The organism is Streptomyces sp. NPDC092045, assembly GCF_044756005.1.
GTDB lineage: Bacteria > Actinomycetota > Actinomycetes > Streptomycetales > Streptomycetaceae > Streptomyces.
The window spans coordinates 220,143-246,913 of the sequence record NZ_JBIVSC010000005.1; the positions used below are offsets into that span (position 1 = coordinate 220,143).

Here is a 26,771-nt window from a genome sequence, read left to right on the forward strand (position 1 = left end):
GGCGTCACGCCGTCCGCCGCCGCGCCACCAGCGTCCACGCGCCGAGGCCGAGCAGCAGCACCGTCCCGGTGCCGATCCCGGCCGTGGCGACCAGCCGCATGGAGTCGCTGCGCTCCGCCTCCTCGGCCGCCTGCGCACCGCTGGAGCCCGTCTCGGCCGCCCTCTTGTCGTCGGGGGTCACGGCGAACGGACCGGGGTCCCCGTCGTACCCGGGGCCGGGCTTCGCCGCGTTCAGGATCTTCACCCGCAGCGTCAGCGGCACCGGTCCGTCGCCGTACTCCGCGGCGATCTCCGGGCTGAGCGTGGCGGACAGGTAGTACCAGCCGGCGAACCGCATCCCGCTCGTGGCCTCGGTGTACGAGGTGCGGTTCTCGTGCGCCACCGGCCGCTGCGGGCCGAGCGCCAGCGTCGCCTGCTTGCCGCTGTAGCCGACGGTCTCGGTGTCGACGTGGCCGAGCGCCGGGTTCTCCAGGGAGAGGACCAGCGCGTGGGAGACGTAGTCGTCGCCCTCCGTGCTGCTGCCCAGCTCGGCGGTGGCGAAGAGCTGCTGCCCCCAGTCGAGGGGGACCCGGTAGAAGAGGGTCTGTCCCGGCCGGATGTCGGACCGCCACTCGCCCTGGGCGAGCGAGGCCGCGTCGTGGATCCCCGAGCCGCCCCGCCGGGGCTCCGGCTCGCCCGTCAGGGGCGCCGGCGTGGCGGACGGCCAGGCCTCCGGCAGCTCGGTCGGCCCCGCCTTCTTCAGGAGCGGCTCGGCCAGGTGCCGGATCTCGACGTCCCAGTCGGACTGGTCGGAGCCCGTCTTCGTGGTGCGCTCGACGAGCACGTAGTAGTTGCCCGGCTGCTGGCAGCTGGAACTGTCCGGGTCGACCGTGCGGCGGGCGGAGGCGGCGAGGGGACGGGTGTACCGGGCCGAGGAGAAGCTCGCCTGCTGGTAGCCGCACTCGGTGCCGGAGCCGTCCTGGATGCTGACCTTGAAGCCGTCGCCGTACTCGACCTTGCCGCCGGGCTTCGGGGCGGCGACCACGGAGACGTACGTGTTCCGCTTTCCGTCGAGGACGACCCGGTAGTAGACCTTGCCGTTCTTCCGGAGCGTGTCGCGGTAGGTCCCCCCGGCCTTCAGCTCCTGCGCGTCCGAGCTGGAGGCGGCGCCCCGGACCGGCTGGGCGGCGGAGTCGAAGGTGTACGGCGGGAGCGCCTCCCCGCCGACGGCCCGGACCTGGGCCTGGGCCTGGGTCTGGATCCGGGCCTGGGGCTGGTTCTGGATCCGGGCCTGGGTCTGGTTCTGGATCCGGGCCTGGGGCTGCGCCTCGGTGTGCGCCCGTGCCTGGGCGGGCGTCCCCGCCGCCGTTCCCACCGCCACGGCGGCCGCGATCAGGGCCCCCGCCCTCCTGCCGATGCCGGCCCGCTTCTTCACGCGCTCCCCCTCGTCACGTCCTCGTCGCTTCCTCTTCGCTTGAGCAAGCAACATATTCGCCCAGGCAAACCACCGACAGGGCCCGGCGGGATCCGGACGGCCCCGGAACAGAGCGAAGCCCCGGCCCGCACAAGTGCGGCCGGGGCTTCACCCACAGACGGTCTTCGTCTCAGACACCCGAACCTGCGGGCACGGAGTCGGTCGCCTCCGTCCACAGATCCTGCTCGGCGCGATCCGCCTGGATCTGGCGGTACACGAGGAGCCCGCCGATGGCGGCCAGTGCGACCAGGAGAAGCTTCTTCACCGCGCGACCTCGTCTTTCGTTGACGTAGGAGACTTCTGACGCCCACTCTACACATCGACCGATACCGATCGGTGACCTGTGCGAGTTTCAAACCCACGACGTCCCCGATTCACCCCGGGGCAAAGGGAATCGGCCCGGACGGTTGAACCGTCCGGGCCGATCTGAAATGTGGGGCTAACAGGATTTGAACCTGTGGCCTCATCCTTATCAGGGATGCGCTCTAACCAACTGAGCTATAGCCCCGCCGCGCTTTGCGGTGTGTCCCGCGCGCTGACTCCTGAAGATTAGCGCACGTGGGGGCCAGTCCCAAAATCCGTTCCCGGGAGTGGCCCCGCGCGTCCCGCCCGGCCCCTACTCGTCCTCGGCCAGCGTCAGCTCGACGCCGCCCACGAAGCCGGCCGACAGGTTGTAGATGAACGCGCCGAGCGTCGCCAGGGCGGTCATCAGGACCACGTCGATCACGGCGATCACTGAGGTGAACATCAGCACCCGCGGCAGCGACAGGAACGACTGAAGGTCGAAGCCGTTGGACTCGTTCGAGCCCGTGGCCTCGCTGATCGTCCCGCCGACCGTCGAGAAGACGCCCATGGCGTCCATGACCATCCACAGCACGGCCGCGGCCACGACCGTGCAGATGCCGAGCGCGATGGAGAGCAGGAAGCTCACCTTCATCACCGACCACGGATCGGCCTTCGCCACCCGCAGCCGTGCCTTGCGCGTCCGGGGCGTCGTGCGGGCGCCCGTACGGGGCCGGCGCACGGCCCCGGTCTTGCCGCCCGCCGTGCCGCCCGTCGTCGGGGCGCCGTAGGCCTGCGGCGGGTGGTACGGCCCGGTGGGCTGCCCCCCGGGCCGCTCGCCGGGCAGCGGCCCGTTGTAGCTGTCGTACGAGGGCTGCTGCCCCCGAGTGTCCGTCACCGCAACCCCCTGGGAGTCCGTGGCGGAACCACGGGCGCCGCTCGCGCCGGCACCTGCAGAAGAAGCTCCGGCGGCCGCCGATCCGGCGCCCGTGGCTCCACTCACGCTCTTACTCCTCGTGCTCCCCGGCCGAGGACTCCGTGCCCTCGGCTGTCCCGCCCTCGACCACCTCGGTCTCGGACACCTCGACGACGCCCTCGGCCTCGTCGGCGTCGTCGACCTCGTCGTCGCCGCCGGCCTCGGCGTTCCGCGCGATGCCGACGACGGCGTCGCGCTTGCCCAGGTTGATCAGCTGGACGCCCATGGTGTCACGGCCGGTCTCCCTGACTTCGTTGACTCGCGTGCGAATCACACCGCCGGACAGCGTGATGGCGAGGATCTCGTCCGTCTCCTCGACCACCAGCGCGCCCACGAGCGAGCCGCGGTCCTCCACGATCTTGGCGGCCTTGATGCCGAGGCCGCCACGGCCCTGGACGCGGTACTCGTCGACGGGGGTGCGCTTCGCGTACCCGCCGTCGGTCGCGGTGAAGACGAACGTACCCGGCCGGACGACATTCATCGAGAGCAGTTCGTCGTCCTCGCGGAAACTCATGCCCTTGACACCCGAAGTGGCGCGTCCCATCGGACGCAGCGCGTCGTCCGTGGCGGTGAAGCGGATCGACTGCGCCTTCTTGCTGATGAGCAGCAGGTCGTCCTCGGACGAGACCAGCTCGGCGCCGATCAGCTCGTCGTCCTCGCCGTTGTCGAGCGCGCGCAGGTTGATCGCGATGACGCCGCCGGAGCGGGGCGAGTCGTAGTCCTTCAGCGCGGTCTTCTTGACCAGGCCGGCCTTGGTGGCGAGCACCAGGTACGGCGCGACGCCGTAGTCGCGGACCGCCAGGATCTGGGCGATCTGCTCGTCCGGCTGGAAGGCGAGGAGGTTGGCCACGTGCTGGCCGCGGGCGTCCCGGCCGGCGTCCGGCAGCTCGTACGCCTTGGCCCGGTAGACCCGGCCCTTGTTGGTGAAGAAGAGCAGCCAGTGGTGGGTGGTGGAGACGAAGAAGTGGTCGACGATGTCGTCCTGCTTCAGCTTCGTGCCCCGCACGCCCTTGCCGCCGCGCTTCTGCGAGCGGTAGTCCTCGGTCTTCGTCCGCTTCACGTAGCCACCGCGCGTGATGGTGACGACGATGTCCTCCTCGGCGATCAGGTCCTCGATGGACATGTCGCCGTCGAAGGGCACGAGCTTGGAGCGGCGGTCGTCGCCGAAGCGCTCGACGAGCGCGGCCAGCTCCTCGCTGACGATCGTCCGCTGCTTCTCGGGCGAGGCCAGGATCGCGTTGTACTCGTCGATCTTCGTCTGGAGCTCGTCGTGCTCGGCGACGATCTTCTGGCGCTCCAGGGCGGCGAGCCGGCGGAGCTGCATCTCCAGGATCGCGTTGGCCTGGATCTCGTCGATGCTCAGCAGGTCCATCAGGCCCGTGCGGGCGACCTCGACCGTGTCGCTGCGCCGGATCAGCGCGATGACCTCGTCGATCGCGTCCAGGGCCTTGAGCAGGCCGCGCAGGATGTGGGCGCGCTCCTCGGCCTTGCGCAGCCGGAAGCGGGTCCGGCGGACGATGACCTCGATCTGGTGCGTCACCCAGTGGCGGATGAACGCGTCCAGGGAGAGGGTGCGCGGCACGCCGTCGACGAGCGCCAGCATGTTGGCGCCGAAGTTCGTCTGGAGGTCGGTGTGCTTGTACAGGTTGTTCAGGACGACCTTGGCGACGGCGTCGCGCTTGAGCACGATGACCAGGCGCTGGCCGGTCCGGGACGAGGTCTCGTCGCGGACGTCGGCGATGCCGCCGATCTTGCCGTCCTTCACCAGGTCGGCGATCTTCTGCGCGAGGTTGTCCGGGTTGGTCTGGTACGGCAGCTCGGTGACCACCAGGCACTGGCGGTTCTGGATCTCCTCGACCTCGACGACCGCGCGCATCGTGATGGAGCCGCGACCGGTGCGGTACGCCTCCTCGATGCCCTTGCGGCCGACGACGAGCGCGCCGGTGGGGAAGTCCGGGCCCTTGATCCGCTCGACGAGCGCGTCGAGCAGCTCCTCGTGGCCGGCCTCGGGGTTGGCCAGGTACCACTGGGCGCCCTCGGCGACCTCGCGCAGGTTGTGCGGCGGGATGTTGGTCGCCATGCCGACCGCGATGCCGGCCGAGCCGTTGACCAGCAGGTTCGGGAACCGGGCCGGCAGGACCGTCGGCTCCTGGTTGCGGCCGTCGTAGTTGTCCTGGAAGTCGACGGTCTCCTCGTCGATGTCCCGGACCATCTCCATCGACAGCGGCGCCATCTTGCACTCGGTGTAGCGCATGGCGGCGGCCGGGTCGTTGCCCGGGGAGCCGAAGTTGCCGTTGGAGTCGACGAGCGGCAGCCGCATCGACCAGGGCTGGGCGAGGCGGACGAGCGCGTCGTAGATCGAGGTGTCGCCGTGCGGGTGGTACGTGCCCATGACGTCACCGACGACGCGGGCGCACTTGTAGAAGCCCTTCTCCGGCCGGTAGCCGCCGTCGTACATCGCGTAGAGCACGCGCCGGTGGACGGGCTTGAGGCCGTCCCGTACGTCGGGCAGCGCGCGGGACACGATGACGGACATCGCGTAGTCGAGGTACGAGCGCTGCATCTCGGTCTCGAGCCCGACGGGCTCGATCCGCAGCACGGGCTCCTGCTCTTCGGTGGTGCCGGAGGTGTTTTCGTCGGCCATTGCTGGTCGTCAGTCCTTTCGTACGGTCAGCGGGGACCGACTCAGATGTCGAGGAAGCGGACGTCCTTGGCGTTCCGCTGGATGAACGAGCGGCGTGCCTCGACGTCCTCGCCCATCAGCACCGAGAACAGGTCGTCGGCCTGGGCCGCGTCGTCCAGGGTCACCTGGCCGAGCACGCGGTGGTCGACGTCCATGGTGGTGACGCGCAGCTCCTCGGCGTTCATCTCGCCGAGACCCTTGAAGCGCTGGATCGAGTCCTCGCGGATCCGCTTGCCGTTCTGCTTGCCGAGCTCGACCAGCGCGTCCCGCTCCCGGTCCGAGTAGGCGTACTCGAAGTCGTCCCGGCCCCACTTGATCTTGTAGAGCGGCGGGCGGGAGAGGTAGACGTGGCCGGCCTCGACCAGCGGGCGCATGAAGCGGAAGAGGAAGGTCAGCAGCAGGGTGTTGATGTGCTGGCCGTCGACGTCGGCGTCCGCCATCAGGATGATCTTGTGATAGCGGAGCTTCTCGATGTCGAAGTCCTCGTGCACGCCGGTGCCGAAGGCGGAGATCAGCGCCTGGACCTCGGTGTTCTGCAGGATCTTGTCGATGCGGGCCTTCTCGACGTTCAGGATCTTGCCGCGGATCGGCAGGATGGCCTGGTACATCGGGTTGCGGCCGGACTTGGCCGAGCCGCCGGCGGAGTCGCCCTCGACGATGAAGATCTCGCACTTGGACGGGTCGTTCGACTGGCAGTCGGAGAGCTTGCCCGGCAGGGAAGCCGACTCCAGGAGGCCCTTGCGGCGGGTCAGGTCGCGCGCCTTGCGGGCGGCCACGCGCGCGGTGGCGGCCTGGATGCCCTTGCGGATGATGTCCGCGGCCTCGTTCGGGTTGCGGTCGAACCAGTCCGTCAGGTGCTCGTGGACGACCTTCTGCACGAAGGTCTTCGCCTCGGTGTTGCCGAGCTTGGTCTTCGTCTGGCCCTCGAACTGCGGCTCGCCGAGCTTGACCGAGATGATCGCGGTCAGGCCCTCGCGGATGTCGTCGCCCGTGAGGTTGTCGTCCTTCTCGCGGAGCAGCTTCTTGTCGCGCGCGTACTTGTTGACCAGCGTGGTCAGCGCGGCGCGGAAGCCCTCCTCGTGCGTACCGCCCTCGTGGGTGTGGATCGTGTTCGCGAAGGAGTACACGCCCTCGCTGTACGAGGAGTTCCACTGCATGGCGATCTCGACCGAGAGCATGCGCTCCTTGTCCTCGGCCTCGATGTCGATGACGGTGGGGTTGATCAGCTCGCCCTTGCGCGAGTTGAGGTACTTCACGAAGTCGACGATGCCGCCCTCGTAGTGGTACGTCACCGTGCGGGCGGCCGGCTCGGCGGCGGCCTCGGCGTCCGGGTCGTCGGCGCCGACCGTGGCCTTCGCGGACTCGCGCTCGTCGGTGAGCGTGATGGTGAGGCCCTTGTTGAGGAAGGCCATCTCCTGGAAGCGGCGCGAGAGCGTCTCGAAGGAGTACTCGGTGGTCTCGAAGATGTCCGGGTCGGACCAGAAGGTCACCGACGTGCCGGTCTCGTCGGTCGCCTCGTGCTGGGCGAGCGGGGCCGTCGGGACGCCCATCTTGTAGTCCTGCGTCCAGCGGTGGCCGTCCGTCCTGATCTCGACGGAGACCTTGGTGGACAGGGCGTTCACGACGGAGACGCCGACGCCGTGCAGACCGCCGGAGACGGCGTAGCCGCCGCCGCCGAACTTGCCGCCCGCGTGCAGCACGGTCAGGACGACCTCGACGGCCGGCTTGCCCTCGGAGGCGACGATGCCCACGGGGATGCCTCGGCCGTTGTCGACGACGCGGACGCCGCCGTCGGGCAGGATCGTCACGTCGATGGTGTCGGCGTGGCCGGCCAGGGCTTCGTCGACCGAGTTGTCGACGACCTCCTGCACCATGTGGTGCAGACCGCGCTCACCGGTCGAGCCGATGTACATGCCAGGGCGCTTGCGCACGGCATCCAGGCCTTCGAGGACCTGGATGTTGCTGGCGGTGTACTGGTTGTTCTCGTTGGGGTTGCCGGAATCGGCCACGAAGCGCCCTTTCTGGCACAGCACAGGCCGTTCTCCGGGCATACGGGAGCGGCTGCGTCGTTCGACATGTTCCGCAGGGTGGCGGGATTGTCTCCAGTCTACCGGTAGCTCTGACACTCATGGGGGTTTGCCGGTACCTGAGTCCGCATGTGCCGCCCTGAGCGGGAGCGAGACGACTCCCCATATCCGGACAGGGGCTCCAGGGCCCCCTGACGGCCACCCAGCGCTTCGGGCCGTAGCGCGGCGTGGGCGCGGGGTGACCAACGTTGTCAAGGAGCACTCCACCCCGTCGCGGGCACGCGTTCCGCCGGGGCACCGCGCACGCCCGCACGGCGCCCCTCCCCCCGTACCCGCTCGTACCCGCACCACGGGAACGAAGCCCCCCGGGGGCAGGCACCGCACACAAAGGGGCGCCGGCCCCAGGGGGACCGGCCGCCGGGGCCCGGGGCGTCTCCGGCGGATCAGGGTCGCGTCCCCGGCCACGATCCGCCGGGCACGTCCTGGGGGGTGTCCCGCCGATCGTGCGGGGCTCGCGGTGTCCGGTGTCCGGTGTCCGATCCGGCCCGATCGGCACGGCGCCCCCCAGGACGTGTGGCGAAAGTCCCGCCTGCCCTTCGGGCAGACGGCGCCACTTTCGCCACACCCCCAGCCGTACGTGCTAGCCGTACGTGTCGCCGGGCCCCGTCGACCCCGGCGCCCGCAGCGGCCCGTACCCGCGCCGCGGCGCCCCCGGTCCCAGGACCTTGATCAGCCGCACCGTCCCGTGCCCCAGGTCCTCGTTGAGCCGCGCGACGAGCGTCGGCGCGAGGAGCCGCAGCTGCGTGGCCCAGGCGGTCGAGTCGCACTGCACGGTCAGCACCCGCGCGTCCGGCTCGTCGTCGAACCGCACCGGCACGCAGTGCTTCGCCAGGTCGTCGCCGACGATCTGCGGCCAGCGGCCCATGACCCCGCCGACCGCCGCCGGCGTCTCCCAGCCCCGCTCGGTGATCAGCCGGTTGATCGCGGCGCCGAGCGCCATCGGGTCGCGCCCGTCGGCGCGCGCGCCGGAGCGCAGTCCGCCGCCGCGCCGGGCCTGCTTCTTCTGCTGCGCGGCCGCGCCCCGCGCCCTCGCCTGTTCCTTGGCGGCCCGCAGCGCGACCCGGGCGAGGTCGACGCCGGAGGGCTCGGGCACCGCGGTCCCGGGGGCCGCGGCACTGTCCACAGGCTGGGGAAGGTTTTCCTCGCTCATGCGCGCTCCACGGTCATACGCGTTCCGCCGTTCCCCCGGCCACCGCGTACCGGGCCCCGGCCAGGACGCCCGGCACGTCGTCGTCCACGGCGGCCGTCACCAGGACCTGCTCGCCGTGCGCCACCAGCTCCGCGAGCCGCTCGCGCCGGCGCGCGTCCAGCTCGGCGAAGACGTCGTCGAGGACGAGGACCGGCTCGTTGCCCTCGGCCCGCAGCAGGTCGTACGAGGCCAGTCGCAGCGCGAGCGCGTACGACCAGGACTCGCCGTGGCTCGCGTACCCCTTCGCGGGCAGCTCCCCGAGCTTGAGCAGCAGCTCGTCGCGGTGCGGTCCGACGAGCGTGACGCCCCGCTCGATCTCCTGCTTGCGCACCTCGGCGAGGGCGGCGAGGACCTGCTCGTACAACTCCTCGCGGGTGCTCCCGGGGCCCGGGGCGGAGGGCCGGTACTCCAGGAGGACCGGCCCTCCGCCGGGCGCGAGCTGCTCGTACGCCTTGTCCGCGAGCGGTTGCAGCACGCCGATGAGGTCGAGCCGCTGGGCGAGCAGCTCGGCGCCCGCCCGCGCCAGGTGCTGGTCCCAGACGTCCAGGGTCGACAGGTCCATGCCCCGGCCGCCGTGCCGCCGTGCCATCGCGGCCGACTTCAGGAGCGTGTTGCGCTGCTTGAGCACGCGCTCGTAGTCGGAGCGCACGCCCGCCATGCGCGGCGAACGCGCCGTGATCAGCTCGTCGAGGAAGCGCCGGCGCTCGCCGGGGTCGCCCTTCACCAGGGCGAGGTCCTCGGGCGCGAACAGCACGGTCCGCACGATTCCGAGCACGTCACGCGGTCTGACCTGCGAGGACCTGTTGATGCGGGCGCGATTGGCCCGGCCCGGGTTGAGCTCCAGCTCGATCAGCTGGGACCGCTCGCCCTGGGTGACGGCGGCCCGGATCACCGCGCGCTCCGCCCCCATCCGGACCAGCGGGGCGTCGGAGGCGACGCGGTGGCTGCCGAGGGTCGCGAGGTAGCCGACGGCCTCGACCAGATTGGTCTTGCCCTGGCCGTTCGCGCCTACGAAAGCGGTGACGCCCGGGTCGAGCGGGACCTCGACCCGGGCGTAGGAGCGGAAGTCGGCCAGCGACAGATGCGTGACGTGCATGGTTGGGCGCCGACCTTCCCCGGCTGCTGCGCACCGCCGGGTGCACAGCCTGTGGACTACTTCTTCTTCTCGACCGCGTGGCCGCCGAACTGGTTGCGCAGCGCGGCGATCATCTTCATCTGCGGGGAGTCGTCCTGGCGCGAGGCGAACCGCGCGAACAGGGACGCGGTGATCGCGGGCAGCGGCACGGAGTTGTCGATGGCGGCCTCGACGGTCCACCGGCCCTCGCCGGAGTCCTCCGCGTAGCCGCGCAGCGCGTCCAGGTGCTCGTCCTCGTCCAGGGCGTTGACGGCCAGGTCGAGCAGCCAGGAGCGGATGACCGTGCCCTCCTGCCAGGAGCGGAAGACCTCGCGCACGTCGGTGACGGAGTCGACCTTCTCCAGGAGCTCCCAGCCCTCGGCGTAGGCCTGCATCATCGCGTACTCGATGCCGTTGTGGACCATCTTGGCGAAGTGGCCGGCGCCGACCTTGCCCGCGTGGACCGAGCCGAAGTCGCCCTCGGGCTTGAGCGCGTCGAAGACCGGCTGGACCTTCGCCACGTTCTCGGCGTCGCCGCCGTACATCAGCGCGTAGCCGTTCTCCAGGCCCCAGACGCCGCCGGAGACGCCGCAGTCGACGAAGCCGATGCCCTTGGCGGCCAGCTCCTCGGCGTGCTTCTCGTCGTCCGTCCAGCGCGAGTTCCCGCCGTCCACGACGACGTCGCCGGGGGAGAGCAGGTCGGCCAGCTCGTCGATGGTGGACTGGGTCGCGGCGCCCGCCGGGACCATGACCCATACGACGCGCGGACCCTTGAGCTTGCCCACAAGCTCTTCGAGGCTGTGGACGTCGGCGAGGTCCGGGTTGCGGTCGTATCCGATGACGGTGTGGCCTGCGCGGCGGATGCGCTCGCGCATGTTGCCGCCCATCTTGCCGAGACCGACGAGACCGAGCTCCATCAGAGATTCCTTAAGCGTCGTGTGCGGTTCGTACCCGCGTCCGAGCCTACGCCCGGACGCGGGTGCACACCTGTGGGGTCGGCCGCTCAGGCGAAGCCCCACCGAGGCCGCGGAGCAGGCGGATCAGCCGCCGAGGTCCCCGGCGTACCGCGGTCTCCCGGGGGACGGCCGCCGGGCATCAGCCGCTGAGGCGCACCGGCATGATCAGGTACTTGTAGGCCTCGTCCGCCTCGGCGTCCACGGCGGGCTTGCCGCTGAGCAGCGCCGGCTTGGTGGAGGTCGTGAAGGAGAGCTGGGCGACCGGGGAGTCGATCGCGCTCAGGCCGTCGAGCAGGAAGGTCGGGTTGAAGGCGATCGAGATGTCGTCGCCCTCCAGCTGGGCGTCGACCCTCTCCACAGCCTGTGCGTCGTCGCTGGAGCCCGCCTCCAGGATCAGCACGCCCTGCTCGAAGCTCAGCCGGACCGGGGTGTTGCGCTCGGCCACCAGGGCCACGCGCTTGACGGCCTCGACGAAGGGGGCGGTCTCGATCACCGCGACCGAGTTGAACTCGGTGGGGAAGAGCGTCCGGTACTTCGGCAGGTCGCCCTCGAGGAGGCGGGTGGTGGTGCGGCGGCCCGCGCCCTCGAAGCCGATGAGGCCCTCGCCCTTGCCGGAGCCGGAGAGCGCCAGGGTGACCGTGTCGCCGCTGGTGAGCGCCTTGGCGGTGTCCAGGAGGGTCTTCGCGGGCACCAGGGCGACCGCGGAGGCGTCCGGGGACTCCGGCTTCCACAGGAACTCGCGGACCGCGAAGCGGTAGCGGTCGGTGGAGGCCAGGGTGACCGTGTCGCCCTCGATCTCGATGCGCACGCCGGTGAGGACGGGGAGCGTGTCGTCGCGGCCGGCGGCGATGGCCACCTGCGCGGCGGCGGAGGCGAAGACCTCGCCGGGAACGGTGCCCGTCGCGGTGGGCATCTCCGGCAGCGCCGGGTACTCCTCCACGGGCAGGGTGTGGAGGGTGAAGCGGGAGGAGCCGCAGACCACGGTCGCCCGTACACCGTCCGTGGAGATCTCCACGGGGCGGTTGGGGAGGGCGCGGCAGATGTCGGCGAGCAGGCGGCCGGAGACGAGGACGGTGCCGTCCTCCTCGACCTCCGCCTCGACCGAGACCCGCGCGGAGACCTCGTAGTCGAAGCTGGAGAAGCTCAGGGCGCCGTCCTCGGCCTTCAGCAGAAGGCCCGCGAGTACGGGCGCCGGCGGACGGGCCGGGAGGCTGCGGGCCACCCAGGCCACCGCCTCCGCGAGTACATCGCGCTCCACCCGGATCTTCACCGGAACCGCCTCCTGCTGTTGCTGGCTCTTCGTCGACTGCGGGAACCAGTCTGACGTACGCCGCCGACAGTCGGTGCTGCTCGGGGTCAAGTCGGGACGAGGGGCGGTCGGAGCTCCGGCGCCGAGTTGTGCACAGGCCCCGCTTCAAAGCGGATTCCGAGCTAACTCTAGGTGGGAGTAGTAGTAGGGCCTGTGGAAACCGTGGATAACCCCGTCCACGCAGGTCAGACCCAGTTTTTTATCCACTGCGCCTGTGGGCGGAACCGGTGGAAAACCAGGGGTCTCTGTGGACACGCGAAAGTTCTGCACACCCCATACACAGGACACAGGGAGTTCTCCCCAGCGCTGTCCCCAGCTTTACCCAGGTTCCCCACAGCCCAATCGTCTCCCTTGGTGTGACGGCTTTCACTCGACGAGGTGAGGACGGGCGTTTCGTTGCCGAACAGTGGACAGCGCTGTGGAGAAGCTGTGGGCAACCGACCGTCCTCTGTGGGCGGCCGGTGGACAACCGTCGAGGCCTCCTGTGGACGAAAGCTCTGTCCACAGTCTGTGGATAACGTTTGCCAACAATTCCCCAAGGGTCTGATCTGGTGTGATGTCCTGTCACCAGGCAGCCCTGTGGACAAAATCCGGATAACTTCGCAGTCCCCACCCTGTGGACGGGTGATCATCCCGCAATCTGTGGAGAACCCGCCAGCGGAACGTCGCAATCGAACAGCTCCCCCTTGCCGCCGACCCGCCGCCGACCCGCCGTCGGCCTCTCGCCGGCCCGTCCCCAGCCTGTGGTCGGCCGTCGACACCCCCCGGGAGGCCCCCGGAAACGCCGAAGGGCGCCCCGGGAGGAGTCCCGGGGCGCCCTTCGGAAGCCGGAGGCGGTGTCGGCCGCCGTCGAGGGTGTCAGCCGTTCTTGATGCGGTTGGTCAGCTCGGTGACCTGGTTGTAGATGGAGCGCCGCTCCGCCATCAGGGCACGGATCTTCCGGTCCGCGTGCATCACCGTCGTGTGGTCCCGGCCGCCGAACTGCGCGCCGATCTTCGGCAGCGACAGGTCCGTGAGCTCGCGGCACAGGTACATGGCGATCTGGCGGGCCGTCACCAGGACGCGGCTGCGCGAGGATCCGCAGAGGTCCTCCACCGTCAGGCCGAAGTAGTCCGCGGTGGCCGCCATGATCGCGGGAGCGGTGATCTCCGGCGCGCTGTCCTCGCCGCCGGGGATCAGGTCCTTGAGGACGACCTCGGTGAGCCCGAGGTCCACCGGCTGCCGGTTGAGGCTCGCGAAGGCCGTCACCCGGATCAGCGCGCCCTCCAGCTCGCGGATGTTCCGCGAGATCCGGGAGGCGATGAACTCCAGTACCTCCGGCGGGGCGTTGAGCTGCTCCTGCACCGCCTTCTTGCGGAGGATCGCGATGCGCGTCTCCAGCTCCGGCGGCTGCACGTCGGTGGTGAGGCCCCACTCGAAGCGGTTGCGGAGCCGGTCCTCCAGGGTCACCAGCTGCCGGGGCGGCCGGTCCGAGGAGAGCACGATCTGCTTGTTCGCGTTGTGCAGGGTGTTGAAGGTGTGGAAGAACTCCTCCTGCGTCGACTCCTTGCTCGCCAGGAACTGGATGTCGTCGACGAGCAGGATGTCCACGTCGCGGTAGCGCTTGCGGAAGGTGTCGCCCTTGCCGTCACGGATCGAGTTGATGAACTCGTTGGTGAACTCCTCGGAGCTCACGTACCGCACGCGCGTGCCCGGGTAGAGGCTCCGCGCGTAGTGTCCGATCGCGTGCAGCAGGTGGGTCTTGCCGAGCCCCGACTCCCCGTAGATGAAGAGGGGGTTGTACGCCTTCGCGGGCGCCTCGGCCACCGCGACCGCGGCCGCGTGCGCGAACCGGTTCGAGGAACCGATCACGAAGGTGTCGAAGAGGTACCGGGGGTTCAGGCGCGCGTGCTGCTCGCCCGGGGCGCCGGAGCCCTGGCCGGAGGAGCCGGAGGACGAGGCGCCGTGGACGCCCCCGGGGCCGGGGACGGGTCCGCCGCCCGGCCGGGGACCGGGACGCGCGGCGTGGCCCGGCGGGTCGGGCAGCTCGGCGCGCTCGGGCCGCTGCTGCTCGTAGCCGTGGGAGGGCTCGTCGTAGCGCGTCTGCCGGGACTGCTCGGGCCCGGTGTACGGCGCGCGCTCCTGGTAGCCGCCGAGGCGCGGCTGCTGCCAGGAGAGGTCCTCCTGGGTCCGCGGCCAGGCGCCGGGGTCCGGCCGCTGCGGCTGCTGGTAGTCCGGGTAGGCCGGACGGGCGGTCGGCAGCCCGTCGTCGGACATCGGCCGGTGCCCGTAGCCGTCGTACTTGTCGTACGCGTCGGACCGGTCGCGCTCGTCGTAGCGGGGCTGCTGCGGCTGCGGCACGGTGGGCACGGGCGGCGCCTGCTCGCCGACGGAGTCGTCGACCGTGATCGCGATCCGGATCGGCCGGCCGCACTCGCGGCTGAGGGTCTCGCTGATCAGCGGGGCGAGCCGGCCCTCCAGGACCCGCTTGCCCCACTCGTTGGGCACGGCCAGGAGGGCCGTGTCGGCGACCAGGGCGAGCGGCTGGCAGCGCTCGATCCACTGCTTGTCCTTGGGCTCGATCCCCTGCTGGCCCTCGGCGAGGAGCTGTTCGAGGACCCGCGGCCACACTGCGGCAAGATCGGCAGGTACGTCAGCCACAGGGCACGCTTTCTCGCAGGTCCCACGAAGGTGTGGTTCTCGGGGACGGTGGATCGAAGTCCGGAAGACCGGTCCGTTGAGGACAGGTGAGGACAGAACGGAAAAGATTGTGGAGTCCGCCCACGGTAGTCGGGCGGACTGACGCGGTTCAAGTTGTTGTCCACAGCCTGTGCACAATGGGGGGTGGCGACAGGTCGGTTTGACCGGATGGCGTAGCCGCGCGTACCGTAACCAGGTCGAGTTGTCGATGGCTGCTGCCGCCTGCCTCCGATGGGCAAAGATCACTCTCCGTGATCACGAAGCGGTGCACTCGGGCGTATTGCGAGCTACTCGTGGGCGCACGGTGACAGCCAGGCGATGTCCCGCCACCACCCGAATCATTTCTGGAGCCCCCGAGTGAGCAAGCGCACCTTCCAGCCGAACAACCGTCGTCGCGCGAAGACCCACGGCTTCCGCCTGCGCATGCGCACCCGCGCCGGCCGCGCCATCCTGGCGAACCGCCGTGCCAAGGGTCGCGCGAGCCTGTCCGCCTGATCCACTTAAACAGGTCATGACGTGCTGCCTACCGAGAATCGGCTGAGGCGGCGCGAGGACTTCGCAACCGCGGTACGCCGAGGGCGCCGGGCCGGTCGCCCGCTCCTCGTCGTCCACCTGCACAGCGGTGCAACGGACCCGCACGCGCCTGGGGAGAGCGCTTCCCCGACGCGTGCGGGTTTCGTCGTGAGCAAGGCCGTGGGCGGTGCGGTCGTACGCAACCAGGTGAAGCGTCGTCTGCGTCACCTCGTCCGCGACCGCCTCTCCGCCCTGCCCCCCGGTAGCCTGGTGGTGGTACGGGCGTTGCCCGGAGCCGGCGACGCCGATCACGCACAGCTGGCCCGAGACCTGGACGCCGCTCTCCGGCGGCTCCTGGGAGGGGGCACGCGATGAAGTACCCGCTGCTGGCTCTCATCAAGCTGTACCAGTGGACGATCAGCCCCTTGCTGGGCCCCGTCTGCCGGTACTACCCGTCGTGTTCCCACTACGGATTCACGGCCATCGACCGGCATGGCGCGCTCAAGGGCACGGCCCTGACCGCCTGGCGCATCCTGCGGTGCAATCCGTGGTCGCCCGGCGGTGTGGACCACGTTCCCCCGCGGAAGCGCCCCCGCTGGCACGAAATGCTGAGGAACGCGTTGCGCGGCGACAAGGGCGGGTCCACCGCCGAGACGAGCCCGGCCGCAGAGACCTCGCCCAATGCTCAAGGAGCCTGATTAGTGGACACGATTGCCAGTCTGTTCAGCTTCATCACCTGGCCCGTTTCCTGGGTCATCGTCCAGTTCCACAAGGTGTACGGAGCGATCTTCGGCCCCGACACCGGGTGGGCCTGGGGCCTGTCCATCGTGTCCCTCGTGGTCCTGATCCGCATCTGCCTGATCCCGCTCTTCGTGAAGCAGATCAAGTCGACGCGGAACATGCAGGCGCTCCAGCCGAAGATGAAGGCGATCCAGGAGCGCTACAAGAGCGACAAGCAGCGTCAGTCCGAAGAGATGATGAAGCTGTACAAGGAGACGGGCACCAACCCGCTCTCCTCGTGCCTTCCCATCCTGGCCCAGTCGCCGTTCTTCTTCGCCCTGTACCACGTGCTGTCCAACATCGCGTCGGGCAAGGAGATCGGCGTCATGAACCAGGCGCTGGTCGACAGCGCCCGGCAGGCCCACATCTTCGGCGCCCCCATCGCGGCGAAGTTCATGGACAGCCCGGAGAAGGTCGAGGCCCTCAACGCCTCGCTGACCGACGTCCGGATCGTCACCGCGATCATGATCATCATGATGTCGGCCTCGCAGTTCTTCACCCAGCGCCAGCTGATGATGAAGAACGTCGACCTCTCGGTGAAGACCCCGTACATGCAGCAGCAGAAGATGCTCATGTACATCTTCCCGGTGATCTTCGCCGTCATGGGCATCAACTTCCCCGTCGGTGTCCTCGTCTACTGGCTGACCACCAACGTGTGGACCATGGGCCAGCAGATGTACGTGATCAACCAGAACCCGACGCCGGGCAGCAAGGCCCAGGACGCCTACCTCCAGCGTCTGCTCAAGAGCATCACCCACCACGGTGAGGTCCGCGGCCGTCGCCGGAAGAGCGTCGTCAAGGTCGTCGTCGCCAAGGGCAGCGACCGCAACGAGAACGAGCGCCGCTTCTTCGGAGGCCTCGCCAAGGCCGGCTACGCCGCCCAGGCCGACGGCACCGTGATCAAGAGCGACACCATCGCGGCCGAGGCCGAGGGCGGTGCCGCCGCCAAGCGCCAGCAGCCCAAGCGCCAGACCAAGGCCCAGCGCCAGGCCGCCGCGGTCCAGCCGACCGCGGCCAAGGACACCGACGAGGTCTCCGAGCCCGTCACCGAGAAGGCGTCCCCCTCGCTGGAGAAGAAGCCCCGGGGGTCGGCCGGGACCGGCGCCTCCGACGTCACCGCCGCGAAGGACGAGGTCCAGGGCGACAAGCCCACGCGTCCGAGCCGCGCCAACTCCGGCGGCTCCCGTCAGCAGGGCAAGACCGGTCAGCGCAAGGGCCAGCAGCGGCCCAAGCACCCCTCCTCCAAGAAGTAAGCCTCCCCCGACGCAAGAAGGAGCCCGTCCGTGACGGAAGGCACCACCTCCGCCGCCGCCGAGGGTGGCGACACCCTGACCCGCCTGGAGCAGGAGGGTGAGATCGCGGCCGACTACCTCGAAGGCCTGCTCGACATCGCCGATCTCGACGGCGACATCGACATGGACGTCGAGGCGGACCGGGCAGCGGTCTCGATCATCAGCGACTCCAGCAGCCGTGACCTCCAGAAGCTGGTGGGCCGCGACGGCGAGGTCCTGGAGGCGCTCCAGGAGCTGACCCGTCTGGCCGTGCACCGGGAGACCGGGGACCGCAGCCGTCTGATGCTCGACATCGCCGGCTTCCGGGCCAAGAAGCGCACCGAGCTCGCCGAACTGGGCGCCAAGGCCGCGGCCGAGGTGAAGGCCGGCGGCCAGCCGGTCAAGCTGGACCCGATGACGCCGTTCGAGCGCAAGGTCGTGCACGACGCGATCGCCGCCGCCGGTCTGCGCAGCGAGTCCGAGGGCGAGGAGCCGCAGCGCTTCGTCGTCGTCCTCCCGGCCTGACCCCTCACGTAGTCTCGGCCCCGTCTGTGCACAGGCGGGGCCGATCTTTGTCAGCCTGATAGTTCAGCCACCACAGTGCGCTCGCACGTCATGCGTGCGGTACGGAAGGACGGTTCCCGTGACGGAGGCAGCGGAGCTCCCCGAGGCGCCGGAGCAGGCACGGACAGTCTTCGGTGAGTACTTCCCGGAGGCAGTGCGCTACGCCGAGCTCCTCGCGGACGCGGGGGTGAAGCGTGGTCTGATCGGCCCGCGCGAGGTCCCGAGGCTCTGGGAGCGCCACCTGCTGAACTGCGCCGTCCTCTCGGAGGTCGTCCCCGAGGGCGTCACGGTCTGCGACGTCGGCTCGGGCGCCGGTCTGCCCGGCATTCCCCTCGCCCTGGTCCGGCCGGACCTGAAGATCACGCTCCTGGAACCGCTGCTGCGTCGGACGAACTTCCTCCAGGAGGTCGTCGAGCTGCTCGGCCTCGACCACGTCACCGTGGTCCGGGGACGTGCGGAGGAGATGCTCGGCAAGATCACGCCCGTGCACGTGGTGACCGCGCGCGCGGTGGCTCCGCTGGACCGGCTGGCCGGCTGGGGCGTTCCCCTGCTGCGTCCGTACGGAGAGATGCTGGCGCTCAAGGGCGACACCGCGCAGGAGGAGATCGACGGCGCTCGTGCCGCCCTCTCCCGGCTCGGTGTGGTGGAGACCTCGGTGCTGCACGTGGGCGAGGGGATCGTCGATCCGTTGTCCACGGTCGTCCGGGTGGAGGTCGGCGAGAGCCCCGGCGGTGTGCGGTTCGCGGCCAAGCGGGCCAAGGCCGCCCGTACGAGCAAGACCCGCCGACGCCGCTGACGGGGCCCGACGGCAGGGCCGGCTGACGCCGCCGGGCGTCGCATACGTCCGATTTCGGAGTGTCGGCCCGTCCCGGCGGGGTGGCACGGGCATGGTGTTTCACGTGAAACATCGCTCACTGCTGCAGGGGATCATCGGCCGTGGTCGGGCGGCCGCCACGCCCAGGGACCGTAGGCCCCGCGTGAATCCACCCGCGAGGGTTACGGGGATGTCCACAGAGGTGGATTCCTCCACAGAACCCCCGACCTCGCTGGTTCGCGACCCCGAAAGCATGGCAGGCTCTCCTCATCGCGAGCCCGAAGTCGAGGAGAGTGAATCCTTGCGGTCCGACGCCAACATCGCGGGACCGATGACCGATCCGGTCCCCGGTCCCCGAACCGAATCGGTGGGAGGTGATGTTTCACGTGAAACATCACCTCCCATGGAAACGCCGCCCCCCATGGACGACACCCCCATCGGTCGCGCTGCCCAGCTGGCAGTAGAGGCCCTGGGGCGTGCCGGTGAGGGACTTCCCCGCCCGGCCCAGACTCGCGTCATGGTGGTCGCCAACCAGAAGGGGGGCGTGGGCAAGACGACCACGACGGTCAATCTCGCCGCCTCCCTGGCCCTGCATGGTGCCCGTGTCCTGGTCGTCGACCTGGACCCGCAGGGCAACGCCTCCACGGCGCTCGGTATCGACCACCACGCCAGCGTCCCCTCGATCTACGACGTCCTGGTGGACAGCCGGCCGCTCTCCGAAGTGGTGCAGCCCGTCATGGACGTGGAAGGCCTCTTCTGCGCCCCCGCCACCATCGACCTCGCCGGTGCGGAGATCGAGCTGGTGTCGCTGGTGGCGCGTGAGAGCCGTCTCCAGCGGGCGATCCAGGCCTATGAGCAGCCGCTGGACTACATCCTGATCGACTGCCCTCCCTCGCTCGGCCTCCTCTCGGTCAACGCCCTGGTGGCGGGGGCCGAGGTGCTGATCCCGATCCAGTGCGAGTACTACGCCCTGGAGGGCCTCGGACAGCTCCTGAAGAACGTCGACCTGGTCCGTGGGCATCTGAATCCCTCGCTCCACGTCTCGACCATCCTGCTCACCATGTACGACGGCCGGACGAGGCTCGCCTCCCAGGTCGCCGAAGAGGTCCGCACCCACTTCGGCGAGGAGGTGCTGCGGACCAGCATCCCCCGGTCCGTCCGCATCTCGGAGGCACCGAGCTACGGCCAGACGGTGATCACGTACGATCCGGGCTCCAGCGGTGCTCTGTCGTACATCGAAGCGGCTCGTGAGATCGCCCTTCGGGGCGTCACCGTGAACTATGACGCCCGGCACGCACGTGTCGGGCACCAGAACCATCAGCGCAGCATGTCGGAGGGAATTCAGTGAGTGAGCGACGTAGGGGATTGGGGCCGCGTGGGCTCGGTTCGCTGATCCCGCAGAGCGCTCCGTCTCCCGAGTCGGCGGTGGCATGGGCCGAGGCCGTGAAGACGGCCGAGCCGAAGGCTCCTGCCGGGGCGTACTTCACCGAGATCCCGATCGACGCCATCGTGCCCAACCGGCACCAGCCGCGACAGATCTTCGACGAGGACGCCCTCGCGGAGCTGGTCACCTCCATCAAGGAGGTCGGTCTGCTCCAGCCCGTGGTCGTCCGCAAGGTCGACGGCGACCGCTATGAGCTCGTCATGGGCGAGCGGCGTCTGCGGGCCTCCACGACGGCGGGCCTGGAACGGATCCCGGCGATCGTCCGGGAGACCGACGACGAGAAGATGCTCCTGGACGCGCTCCTGGAGAACCTCCACCGGGCGCAGCTGAACGCGATCGAAGAGGCACACGCCTACGAGCAACTGCTCAAGGACTTCGGCTGCACCCATGACCAGCTCGCGGACCGGATCGGACGCTCCCGCCCGCAGATCTCCAACACGCTGCGGCTGCTGCGCCTCTCTCCCCCGGTGCAGCGCCGGGTCGCCGCCGGGGTGCTCTCTGCCGGCCACGCGCGGGCCCTGCTCGGCGTGGAGGACGTGGAGAGCCAGGACAAGCTGGCGGCCCGGATCGTCGCCGAGGGCCTCTCGGTGCGTTCCGTCGAGGAGATCGTGAGCCTCCTGGGTTCCGAGGAGTCCGCCGGCGCGGTCAAGCCGAAGAAGCCGCGCGCCGGTGCCCGCGTCTCGCCCGCCCTCACGGACCTGGCCACCCGGCTCTCGGACCGCTTCGAGACCCGGGTGAAGGTCGACCTGGGACAGAAGAAGGGCAAGATCGTCGTCGAGTTCGCCTCCATGGACGACCTGGAGCGGATCCTCTCGACCCTGGCCCCCGGCGAGGGCCGGGTCCTCGACCAGAAGGGCGTCGAACAGGGCGCCAGGGGCTGACCCCTGTCCGCCCGCTTCACCGAGGTCACGCGAGGGCGGCCCACGATCCGGTTCCACCGGGCCGTGGGCCGCCCTTTGCCTGTGGGCGGTGTCCTCCTGATCGTCCGATCGATACGATTCCGAGAGGCACATGCGTACGCGAAGGCGAGGGAAGTGAGGATCAGCCGTGGGGCGTCGGTTCGTACCGCTCACGCTGGACAACCTTCCGGACCTCCCCACTCGGTGTCGCTCCTGCGTCTTCTGGGAGCTCGACCCGGTCAGCGGTGAGGCCGCCGTGAAGGCGGGGCGCGCGGAGCCGGAGAAGGAGTCCTGGATCTCGGCCGTCCTCCTGGAGTGGGGCTCCTGCGGGCGGGTGGTCTACGTCGACGAGGTGCCGGTCGGATACGTCCTCTACGCTCCTCCGGCCTATGTGCCGCGGTCGACGGCCTTCCCGACGAGCCCGGTGGCGGCGGACGCCGTCCAGCTGATGACGGCGTGGATCATGCCGGGGTACCAGGGCCAGGGGCTGGGGCGCGTGATGGTGCAGACCGTGGCCAAGGACGTGCTGAGGCGGGGCTTCAAGGCGATCGAGGCATTCGGAGACGCCCGGTGGAAGGAGCCGGCCTGTGTGCTGCCGGCCGAACATCTGCTCGCGGTGGGCTTCAAGACCGTCCGGCCGCACCACGCCTTCCCCCGGATGAGGCTGGACCTCAGGACGACGCTCTCCTGGAAGGAGGACGTCGAGATGGCCCTGGACCGCCTGCTCGGAGTCGTGCAGAAGGAACCCGCCCTGCGGCCTCTCTAGGCCGGAGGCCCCGGGAGACGCCGGAGGCGGGAATCCCGGCTCCGGATACGGGAACGGCCCGCCCCGGCGAGGGAGCGGGCCGCTGTCGTTCCACCTGAATGTTTCACGTGAAACAGCGAAGAGGCGTCAGGCCTTGGGAGCCTCGACGAAGTCGCCCAGATCGCGCAGGATGGCGGCCTTCGGCTTGGCACCGACGATGGTCTTCACGACCTCGCCGCCCTGGTAGACGTTCAGCGTCGGGATGGACATGACGCCGTACTTGGCGGCCGTGGCGGGGTTCTGGTCGATGTTGAGCTTCACGACCTCGATCTCGCCGTGCTCGGCGGCGATCGCCTCGAGCGACGGGGCGATCTGACGGCACGGACCGCACCACTCGGCCCAGAAGTCCACCAGAACGGGCTTGTCGCTCTTGAGGACTTCCTCTTCGAAGGTGGCGTCGGTCACAGACTTCAGGGCCACAGCGGCCTCCTTGAACTCGCGGGGTGTGGGTGGGGAAACGCTTGGGGTCAGACCACGGGGGTCTCGGCCAGCTTCTCGGGCTCGGCCACCTTCTCGGTGTCGGCGAGGGCGGCCAGGAAGCGCTCGGCGTCGAGCGCGGCGGAGCAGCCGGTACCGGCGGCCGTGATGGCCTGGCGGTAGGTATGGTCGACGACGTCACCGGCAGCGAAGACACCCGGGAGGTTCGTGCGCGTCGACGGAGCGGCGACCTTGAGGTAGCCCTCGTCGTCCAGGTCCAGCTGGCCCTTGAAGAGCTCGGTCCGCGGGTCGTGGCCCACGGCGATGAAGAGGCCGGTGACCGGGAGCTCGCGGGTCACACCGGTCTTCGTGTCGCGCAGGGTCACGCCGCTGAGCTTCTGGTCACCGTGGATCGTGGTGACCTCGCTGTCCCAGGCGAAGGAGATCTTCGGGTCGGCGAAGGCGCGGTCCTGCATGGCCTTCGAGGCGCGCAGGGTGTCGCGGCGGTGGACGATGGTGACGGTCTTGGCGAAGCGCGAGAGGAAGGTGGCCTCCTCGATCGCGGTGTCGCCGCCGCCGACGACGGCGATGTCCTGGTCCCTGAAGAAGAAGCCGTCGCAGGTGGCGCACCAGGAGACGCCGCGGCCGGAGAGGACGTCCTCGTTGGGGAGGCCGAGCTTGCGGTGCTGGGAGCCCGTGGTGACGATGACGGCCTTGGCGCGGTGCACGGTGCCGGCGGTGTCGGTGACGGTCTTGATCTCACCGGTCAGGTCCACGGCGACGACGTCGTCGGGGACGAGCTCGGCGCCGAAGCGCTCGGCCTGGGCCCGCATGTTGTCCATCAGGTCCGGGCCCATGATGCCGTCACGGAAGCCGGGGAAGTTCTCGACCTCGGTGGTGTTCATCAGGGCGCCACCGGCGGTGACCGCACCCTCGAAGACCAGAGGGTTCAGCGACGCTCGGGCCGTGTAGAGCGCAGCGGTGTATCCCGCGGGCCCCGAGCCGATGATGATCACATTGCGGACGTCGCTCACGGGTTTCTTCCTCGTCTCTGCAGACTGCCACTGCCTACGGGGGCGGTTGTCTCGGTCGCTCACCCCACCCAACGGATCCTAAGGGGCGTGCATTCCCGAGACCGCCGCGCGGCACGTGACAGGGGCGGGAGGGAGGGGTTCAGGAGCGGGGATAGCTCTTGCTGAGGAGGACCTCGGCGGCCGGTGCCCCGCTCTCCGCCCGGTCGGCGCAGGAGGCGTCGACCACGTAGGCCCGGACCCGCGTGGTGTCGGTGGGGTCCGGCAGGACGAGCAGGTAGGCGGACTTCCCCCGGTACTCGCCCCGCTCGTGGCCCAGCACCGTGTCGGTGCGGCCGGTGCCGGCGAGGACGCAGGCGGGGACGGCAGCGTCGCCGCTCCGCCGGGGGGACGTGGCGCCGGTGTCGGAGGACATCGATTCGGGTCCGACGCCCTGGGGGGTCCTCAGCGTCCTGTCCGGGACCAGGAGGTCCTGGACCCGCTTCTCGACCGGTGACCCGGAGAAGGGGGCGGCAGCGGCCTCGACGGAGGCGTCGGCCCTCCTCACACCGTTCGCGACGCCGTCCCCGACCGTGTCGCCCGCCTGGCTGAGATACAGGCTCGTTCCGAGCACCACGGCACCGAAAGCGGCGCCGATCGTGGAGAGCAGGGCGATCCGGCGGCGGTGCCGGCGGGGGCGTCCCGGACCGGTGGCCGCGCGGGGACGTCCGGCGGGACGGCCCGGGGCAGGGGAGGAGGAGCGGGACGGCTCCACGGAGGGACGCGATGTTTCACGTGAAACAGGGGCGTCGTCGTTGTCCGGGGCGGTGGCGTCGAGAAGGGCCTCGGCGGCGAGGGCGGCATCGATCCGGCCCGCGATCTCGGCGGGCATCCGGGGCGGCCCGGGCAGGGTGCCGAGCAGGCTCCGGATCTCCTCCAGGGAGGACCGCACGTCCGCGCAGAGGGGACAGCCGTCCACGTGTCGGCGCACGGTCGCGGAACGGGACGGCGAGAGCAGCCCCTCGGTCAGGTCGGAGATCTCCGAGACGTCCGGGTGCTGTGTGGTGTCAGCCCTGTCGGCCGTGGAAGTCACGTGCGCCCACCTCCGCCCTTCACAGCAGCTGGATCAGTCGGTCCGGTGTCCGTCGGCCCCGGCACCGGTGGGACGGATGTCCCCGGCGTCCGGTTCCTTCCCCCTTCGACGACCTCGTTACCCACGGTGTCGGCACGCAGATGAGTGACCAGGGGAAGGAGGCGTGCCCGGCCCCGCGCGCAGCGGCTCTTCACGGTTCCGGCGGGAACGCCGAGGATACGGGCCGCTTCCGCGACCGGGTAACCCTGCATGTCGACCAGGACGAGGGCGGCCCGCTGATCGGCGGGGATCGAGGCGAGCGCGGCCAGGACCTCGCGGTGGAGGTCCCGGCGCTCCACGGGTGCCTCGGCCGACTCGTGGGGACCGAGGAGCTGCTCGAAGCGGTCGTCGTCGTCGACGGGCGAGGTTCTGCGGGAAGCGGCCTTGCGCGCCCGGTCGAGGCAGGCGTTCACCGTGATCCGGTGGAGCCAGGTCGTGACGGCCGACTGGCCGCGGAAGGTGTGGGCGGCGCGGAAGGCCGAGAGGAGAGCGTCCTGGACGGCGTCGGCGGCCTCCTCGCGGTCCCCCAGGGTCCGCAGGGCCACCGCCCACAGCCGATCGCGGTGCCGCCGCACCAGCTCACCGAAGGCATCGTGGTCCCCGGCGACGTGACGGGCCAGGAGCTCCCGGTCGTCGGTGGCCTCGTCTATCGGATCGTCCAACGGTGAGCCCCCTCCCTGTGCGGTCGTCAGCCCAGGATCTTGATTTCCGTCAGCTTGCCGCGGAAGCCCCCGTCGTTGGCGGGCAGTTCGGTGAGCCAGATCAGAACGTAGCGGGTGGTGACGGGCCCGGTGGTCTTCAGCGTCATGTCGGTACCGGACGCGGACGCCCGGGTGGCGAACCGATCGGGCATGGTCGGCGCCGACACCGCGTCCGCGGGTGCGGTCCGCAGCTCCGCCGAGGTCTGCCCCAGGAACGACAGGTCGACCGAGCTGACCCTCTGGGCCTTCCCCAGGTCGAGGACGATGCCCACGCCGCTCTTCAGGTTCCCGAAGCGGGCGGAGTAGTAGCTGTCGGTGTACCAGTAGGTGCTGGGGTCGCCGTCGTACGCCTTCGGTATGGCCTGGGGCTTCTCCGAACCGCCGCCCAGCGGGTCGAAGTCGTACGCGGATGCGATGGAGATCGGCTTGGGCTGCACCGGCTTCTCGTCGGTCACGACCGTCGGGGTCGCTTCCGGCGTCTCGGGGCCGTTCTCCTTCGAGCCGAGGAGCCGGTCGGCGATCTGCCAGCTGCCCAGGCCCAGGGCGGCGATCAGCAGGGCCGAGACGGTCCACTTCAGCGCCCTGCCGGTGCGGCTCTGGAGCGGGGGCGGCGGGAGGACGACCGTCTGGGTGGCCGCCGGGTGCGGCTGTGGACGCCCGTACGTGCCCTGCTGGTACGTCGTGCGCTGGTACTCGGGCGGAGCGGCGAACTCGGGCTCCGGCGGCTTCACGCGGGGCATCGTGGACACGGCCCTGGCCAGCTCGTCCGGTGTGGTGCAGGGCGGTTCCTGGCGCGAGGCGGTGGCACCGTCGTTGGCGAGGGCGCGCATGGCGATCTCGGAGAGGCCCCGGTGGACGCCGGCGCGGACCTGGTCGGGGGGAAGCAGCCCGACGCCCTTGGGCAGCCCGGAGAGGCCGTGGGCGTCGCTGTCGTACGGCCAGCGCTGGGTGAGCGAGGCGTACAGCAGGGCGCCGATGGCCTCGGTGTCGGTGCGCTGCGGACGCTCGGCCGTGATGCCGCGCAGGGCGGCGTTCACGGCGAGTCCGCGGATCCGGTACTGGCCGGTGGAGCTGCGCAGGACCGCGCTCGGGGTGAGCCGGAGGTGGGAGAGGCCTTCGCGGTGGGCGGCGGCCATGGCCTGGGAGACCTGGCTGACGAGCTGGTAGGCGTCGTGGGCCTCCAGCGGGCCGGCGGCGAGCAGCGCGGTCAGCTCGACGGAGTCGGGCAGCCACTCGTGCACGACGTACACGAGGTCGTTCTCCTCGACGGCGTCGAGGACCTGGACGAACCGGGGGTCGCCCAGGAGGGCGGCGGAGCGGGCCGCGGCCAGGACCGAACGCGCCCGGGGGTGGTCGGCGGGCAGCAGATGGACCCCGACGGCGCGCCGGAGCTTCTCGTCGACGGCCCGCCAGCTGCTGAAGCCGTCCAGACGGGTGACGCACTCCTCCAGCCGGTAGCGCCTGGCCAGTTTGTGGCCGCTGTGCAGTTCCGGAGCCGGGAGGGAGGACCGTTCACCGCTCTGTCGTTCGACCGCCTCGTTGTCCGTGGCCTCGGCGGTCTTGCCCGCCGTTTTCTGTTCTTCCGCCACCCCGTCGGTCGCGGCCTTGTCCGCCTTGGCGGCCAGCGGGTCGTCACCGCTGTTGTCGGCCACGTCGACGGCGGCCGTGCTACGTTCCGCCACCGTCGTTCCTG

At 70.2% G+C, this 26,771-nt stretch carries 24 protein-coding genes and 1 tRNA gene; 9 read left to right on the forward strand and 16 right to left on the reverse strand.

Annotated features, from left to right (window positions below; genetic code table 11):
- Positions 1–4: 4 nt before the first annotated feature.
- The 11 genes from ACIQKA_RS16835 to dnaA all read right to left on the reverse strand — a co-directional run bounded on the left by ACIQKA_RS16835 (position 5) and on the right by dnaA (position 14,689).
- Entirely contained in the window at positions 5–1,414 is a 1,410-nt protein-coding gene (locus ACIQKA_RS16835; RefSeq protein ID WP_402541384.1) for a hypothetical protein, read from the reverse strand.
- Between the two features lie 169 nt (positions 1,415–1,583).
- Positions 1,584–1,718, reverse strand: coding sequence for a DLW-39 family protein (locus ACIQKA_RS16840; RefSeq protein WP_003958712.1), 135 nt, complete (start codon positions 1,716–1,718; stop codon positions 1,584–1,586).
- Between the two features lie 169 nt (positions 1,719–1,887).
- Positions 1,888–1,961, reverse strand: a tRNA-Ile gene (locus tag ACIQKA_RS16845).
- Positions 1,962–2,069: 108 nt separating this feature from the next.
- Positions 2,070–2,633 (reverse strand): DUF3566 domain-containing protein, encoded by a 564-nt coding sequence (locus ACIQKA_RS16850; protein WP_383151687.1) that lies wholly within the window; start codon positions 2,631–2,633, stop codon positions 2,070–2,072.
- 109 nt (positions 2,634–2,742) lie between these two features.
- A complete protein-coding gene (gene gyrA, locus ACIQKA_RS16855; RefSeq protein WP_383151688.1) occupies positions 2,743–5,355 on the reverse strand; it encodes a DNA gyrase subunit A in 2,613 nt (870 codons plus the stop codon).
- Between the two features lie 41 nt (positions 5,356–5,396).
- Complete coding sequence (gene gyrB, locus ACIQKA_RS16860) at positions 5,397–7,427, reverse strand: DNA topoisomerase (ATP-hydrolyzing) subunit B (RefSeq protein ID WP_366373217.1); 2,031 nt, start codon at positions 7,425–7,427, stop codon at positions 5,397–5,399.
- Positions 7,428–8,061: 634 nt separating this feature from the next.
- Positions 8,062–8,631, reverse strand: a complete 570-nt coding sequence (locus ACIQKA_RS16865) for a DUF721 domain-containing protein (RefSeq protein WP_383151689.1) — start codon at positions 8,629–8,631, stop codon at positions 8,062–8,064.
- A gap of 13 nt (positions 8,632–8,644) precedes the next feature.
- Positions 8,645–9,766 (reverse strand): DNA replication/repair protein RecF, encoded by a 1,122-nt coding sequence (gene recF / locus ACIQKA_RS16870; RefSeq protein ID WP_383151690.1) that lies wholly within the window; start codon positions 9,764–9,766, stop codon positions 8,645–8,647.
- 56 nt (positions 9,767–9,822) lie between these two features.
- Positions 9,823–10,701 carry a phosphogluconate dehydrogenase (NAD(+)-dependent, decarboxylating) gene (gene gnd / locus ACIQKA_RS16875; RefSeq protein WP_383151691.1) on the reverse strand — a complete coding sequence of 293 codons (879 nt, stop codon included), beginning with the start codon at positions 10,699–10,701 and terminating at the stop codon, positions 9,823–9,825.
- 178 nt (positions 10,702–10,879) lie between these two features.
- The gene (dnaN, locus tag ACIQKA_RS16880) at positions 10,880–12,010 is read right to left on the reverse strand and encodes a DNA polymerase III subunit beta (RefSeq protein WP_030205035.1); all 1,131 of its coding nucleotides are present in this window, start codon (positions 12,008–12,010) and stop codon (positions 10,880–10,882) included.
- Positions 12,011–12,907: 897 nt separating this feature from the next.
- Entirely contained in the window at positions 12,908–14,689 is a 1,782-nt protein-coding gene (dnaA, locus tag ACIQKA_RS16885) for a chromosomal replication initiator protein DnaA (RefSeq protein WP_390109881.1), read from the reverse strand.
- Between the two features lie 396 nt (positions 14,690–15,085).
- Between dnaA and rpmH the strand changes: the two genes are divergently transcribed.
- From rpmH to ACIQKA_RS16930, 9 genes are all read left to right on the forward strand, one after another.
- Positions 15,086–15,223 (forward strand): 50S ribosomal protein L34, encoded by a 138-nt coding sequence (gene rpmH, locus ACIQKA_RS16890; RefSeq protein ID WP_015659252.1) that lies wholly within the window; start codon positions 15,086–15,088, stop codon positions 15,221–15,223.
- Positions 15,224–15,244: 21 nt separating this feature from the next.
- Positions 15,245–15,616, forward strand: coding sequence for a ribonuclease P protein component (gene rnpA / locus ACIQKA_RS16895; RefSeq protein ID WP_376230925.1), 372 nt, complete (start codon positions 15,245–15,247; stop codon positions 15,614–15,616).
- On the forward strand, positions 15,613–15,939 hold the full coding sequence (yidD, locus tag ACIQKA_RS16900) for a membrane protein insertion efficiency factor YidD (RefSeq protein WP_383429821.1): 327 nt from the start codon (positions 15,613–15,615) through the stop codon (positions 15,937–15,939). Before rnpA ends, yidD begins: the two co-directional genes overlap by 4 nt.
- A 3-nt stretch (positions 15,940–15,942) precedes the next feature.
- Positions 15,943–17,274: a membrane protein insertase YidC gene (gene yidC, locus ACIQKA_RS16905; RefSeq protein WP_402541385.1), complete on the forward strand. Its 1,332-nt coding sequence runs from the start codon at positions 15,943–15,945 to the stop codon at positions 17,272–17,274.
- 30 nt (positions 17,275–17,304) lie between these two features.
- A complete protein-coding gene (locus ACIQKA_RS16910) occupies positions 17,305–17,817 on the forward strand; it encodes a protein jag (protein ID WP_383151695.1) in 513 nt (170 codons plus the stop codon).
- A gap of 118 nt (positions 17,818–17,935) precedes the next feature.
- Positions 17,936–18,652, forward strand: a complete 717-nt coding sequence (gene rsmG, locus ACIQKA_RS16915; protein WP_033208766.1) for a 16S rRNA (guanine(527)-N(7))-methyltransferase RsmG — start codon at positions 17,936–17,938, stop codon at positions 18,650–18,652.
- 271 nt (positions 18,653–18,923) lie between these two features.
- Entirely contained in the window at positions 18,924–20,018 is a 1,095-nt protein-coding gene (locus ACIQKA_RS16920; protein ID WP_383429827.1) for a ParA family protein, read from the forward strand.
- Entirely contained in the window at positions 20,015–20,995 is a 981-nt protein-coding gene (locus ACIQKA_RS16925; protein WP_383429829.1) for a ParB/RepB/Spo0J family partition protein, read from the forward strand. Before ACIQKA_RS16920 ends, ACIQKA_RS16925 begins: the two co-directional genes overlap by 4 nt.
- A gap of 166 nt (positions 20,996–21,161) precedes the next feature.
- Positions 21,162–21,779: a GNAT family N-acetyltransferase gene (locus ACIQKA_RS16930; protein WP_383151698.1), complete on the forward strand. Its 618-nt coding sequence runs from the start codon at positions 21,162–21,164 to the stop codon at positions 21,777–21,779.
- A 126-nt stretch (positions 21,780–21,905) separates the two neighbouring features.
- On the opposite strand, the gene trxA is transcribed toward ACIQKA_RS16930, so the two are convergent.
- From trxA to ACIQKA_RS16955, 5 genes are all read right to left on the reverse strand, one after another.
- Positions 21,906–22,238 (reverse strand): thioredoxin, encoded by a 333-nt coding sequence (gene trxA / locus ACIQKA_RS16935; RefSeq protein WP_383151699.1) that lies wholly within the window; start codon positions 22,236–22,238, stop codon positions 21,906–21,908.
- Positions 22,239–22,285: 47 nt separating this feature from the next.
- Positions 22,286–23,269: a thioredoxin-disulfide reductase gene (trxB, locus tag ACIQKA_RS16940; protein WP_383151700.1), complete on the reverse strand. Its 984-nt coding sequence runs from the start codon at positions 23,267–23,269 to the stop codon at positions 22,286–22,288.
- A 139-nt stretch (positions 23,270–23,408) separates the two neighbouring features.
- On the reverse strand, positions 23,409–24,338 hold the full coding sequence (locus ACIQKA_RS16945) for a hypothetical protein (RefSeq protein WP_402541386.1): 930 nt from the start codon (positions 24,336–24,338) through the stop codon (positions 23,409–23,411).
- Positions 24,335–25,069 carry an RNA polymerase sigma factor SigM gene (sigM, locus tag ACIQKA_RS16950; protein WP_383151713.1) on the reverse strand — a complete coding sequence of 245 codons (735 nt, stop codon included), beginning with the start codon at positions 25,067–25,069 and terminating at the stop codon, positions 24,335–24,337. Before sigM ends, ACIQKA_RS16945 begins: the two co-directional genes overlap by 4 nt.
- Complete coding sequence (locus tag ACIQKA_RS16955; protein ID WP_402541388.1) at positions 25,066–26,760, reverse strand: protein kinase family protein; 1,695 nt, start codon at positions 26,758–26,760, stop codon at positions 25,066–25,068. The genes sigM and ACIQKA_RS16955 overlap by 4 nt, the downstream gene beginning before the upstream one ends.
- Between the last annotated feature and the right edge of the window lie 11 nt (positions 26,761–26,771).

Bases quoted from the DNA above. Each gene is read 5' to 3' on its own strand.
- gyrA (WP_383151688.1), bottom strand. From the start codon at position 5,355: ATGGCCGACGAAAACACCTCCGGCACCACCGAAGAGCAGGAGCCCGTG.
- ACIQKA_RS16865 (WP_383151689.1), bottom strand. From the start codon at position 8,631: ATGAGCGAGGAAAACCTTCCCCAGCCTGTGGACAGTGCCGCGGCCCCC.
- recF (WP_383151690.1), bottom strand. From the start codon at position 9,766: ATGCACGTCACGCATCTGTCGCTGGCCGACTTCCGCTCCTACGCCCGG.
- gnd (WP_383151691.1), bottom strand. From the start codon at position 10,701: ATGGAGCTCGGTCTCGTCGGTCTCGGCAAGATGGGCGGCAACATGCGC.
- yidD (WP_383429821.1), top strand. From the start codon at position 15,613: ATGAAGTACCCGCTGCTGGCTCTCATCAAGCTGTACCAGTGGACGATC.
- ACIQKA_RS16920 (WP_383429827.1), top strand. From the start codon at position 18,924: ATGGCAGGCTCTCCTCATCGCGAGCCCGAAGTCGAGGAGAGTGAATCC.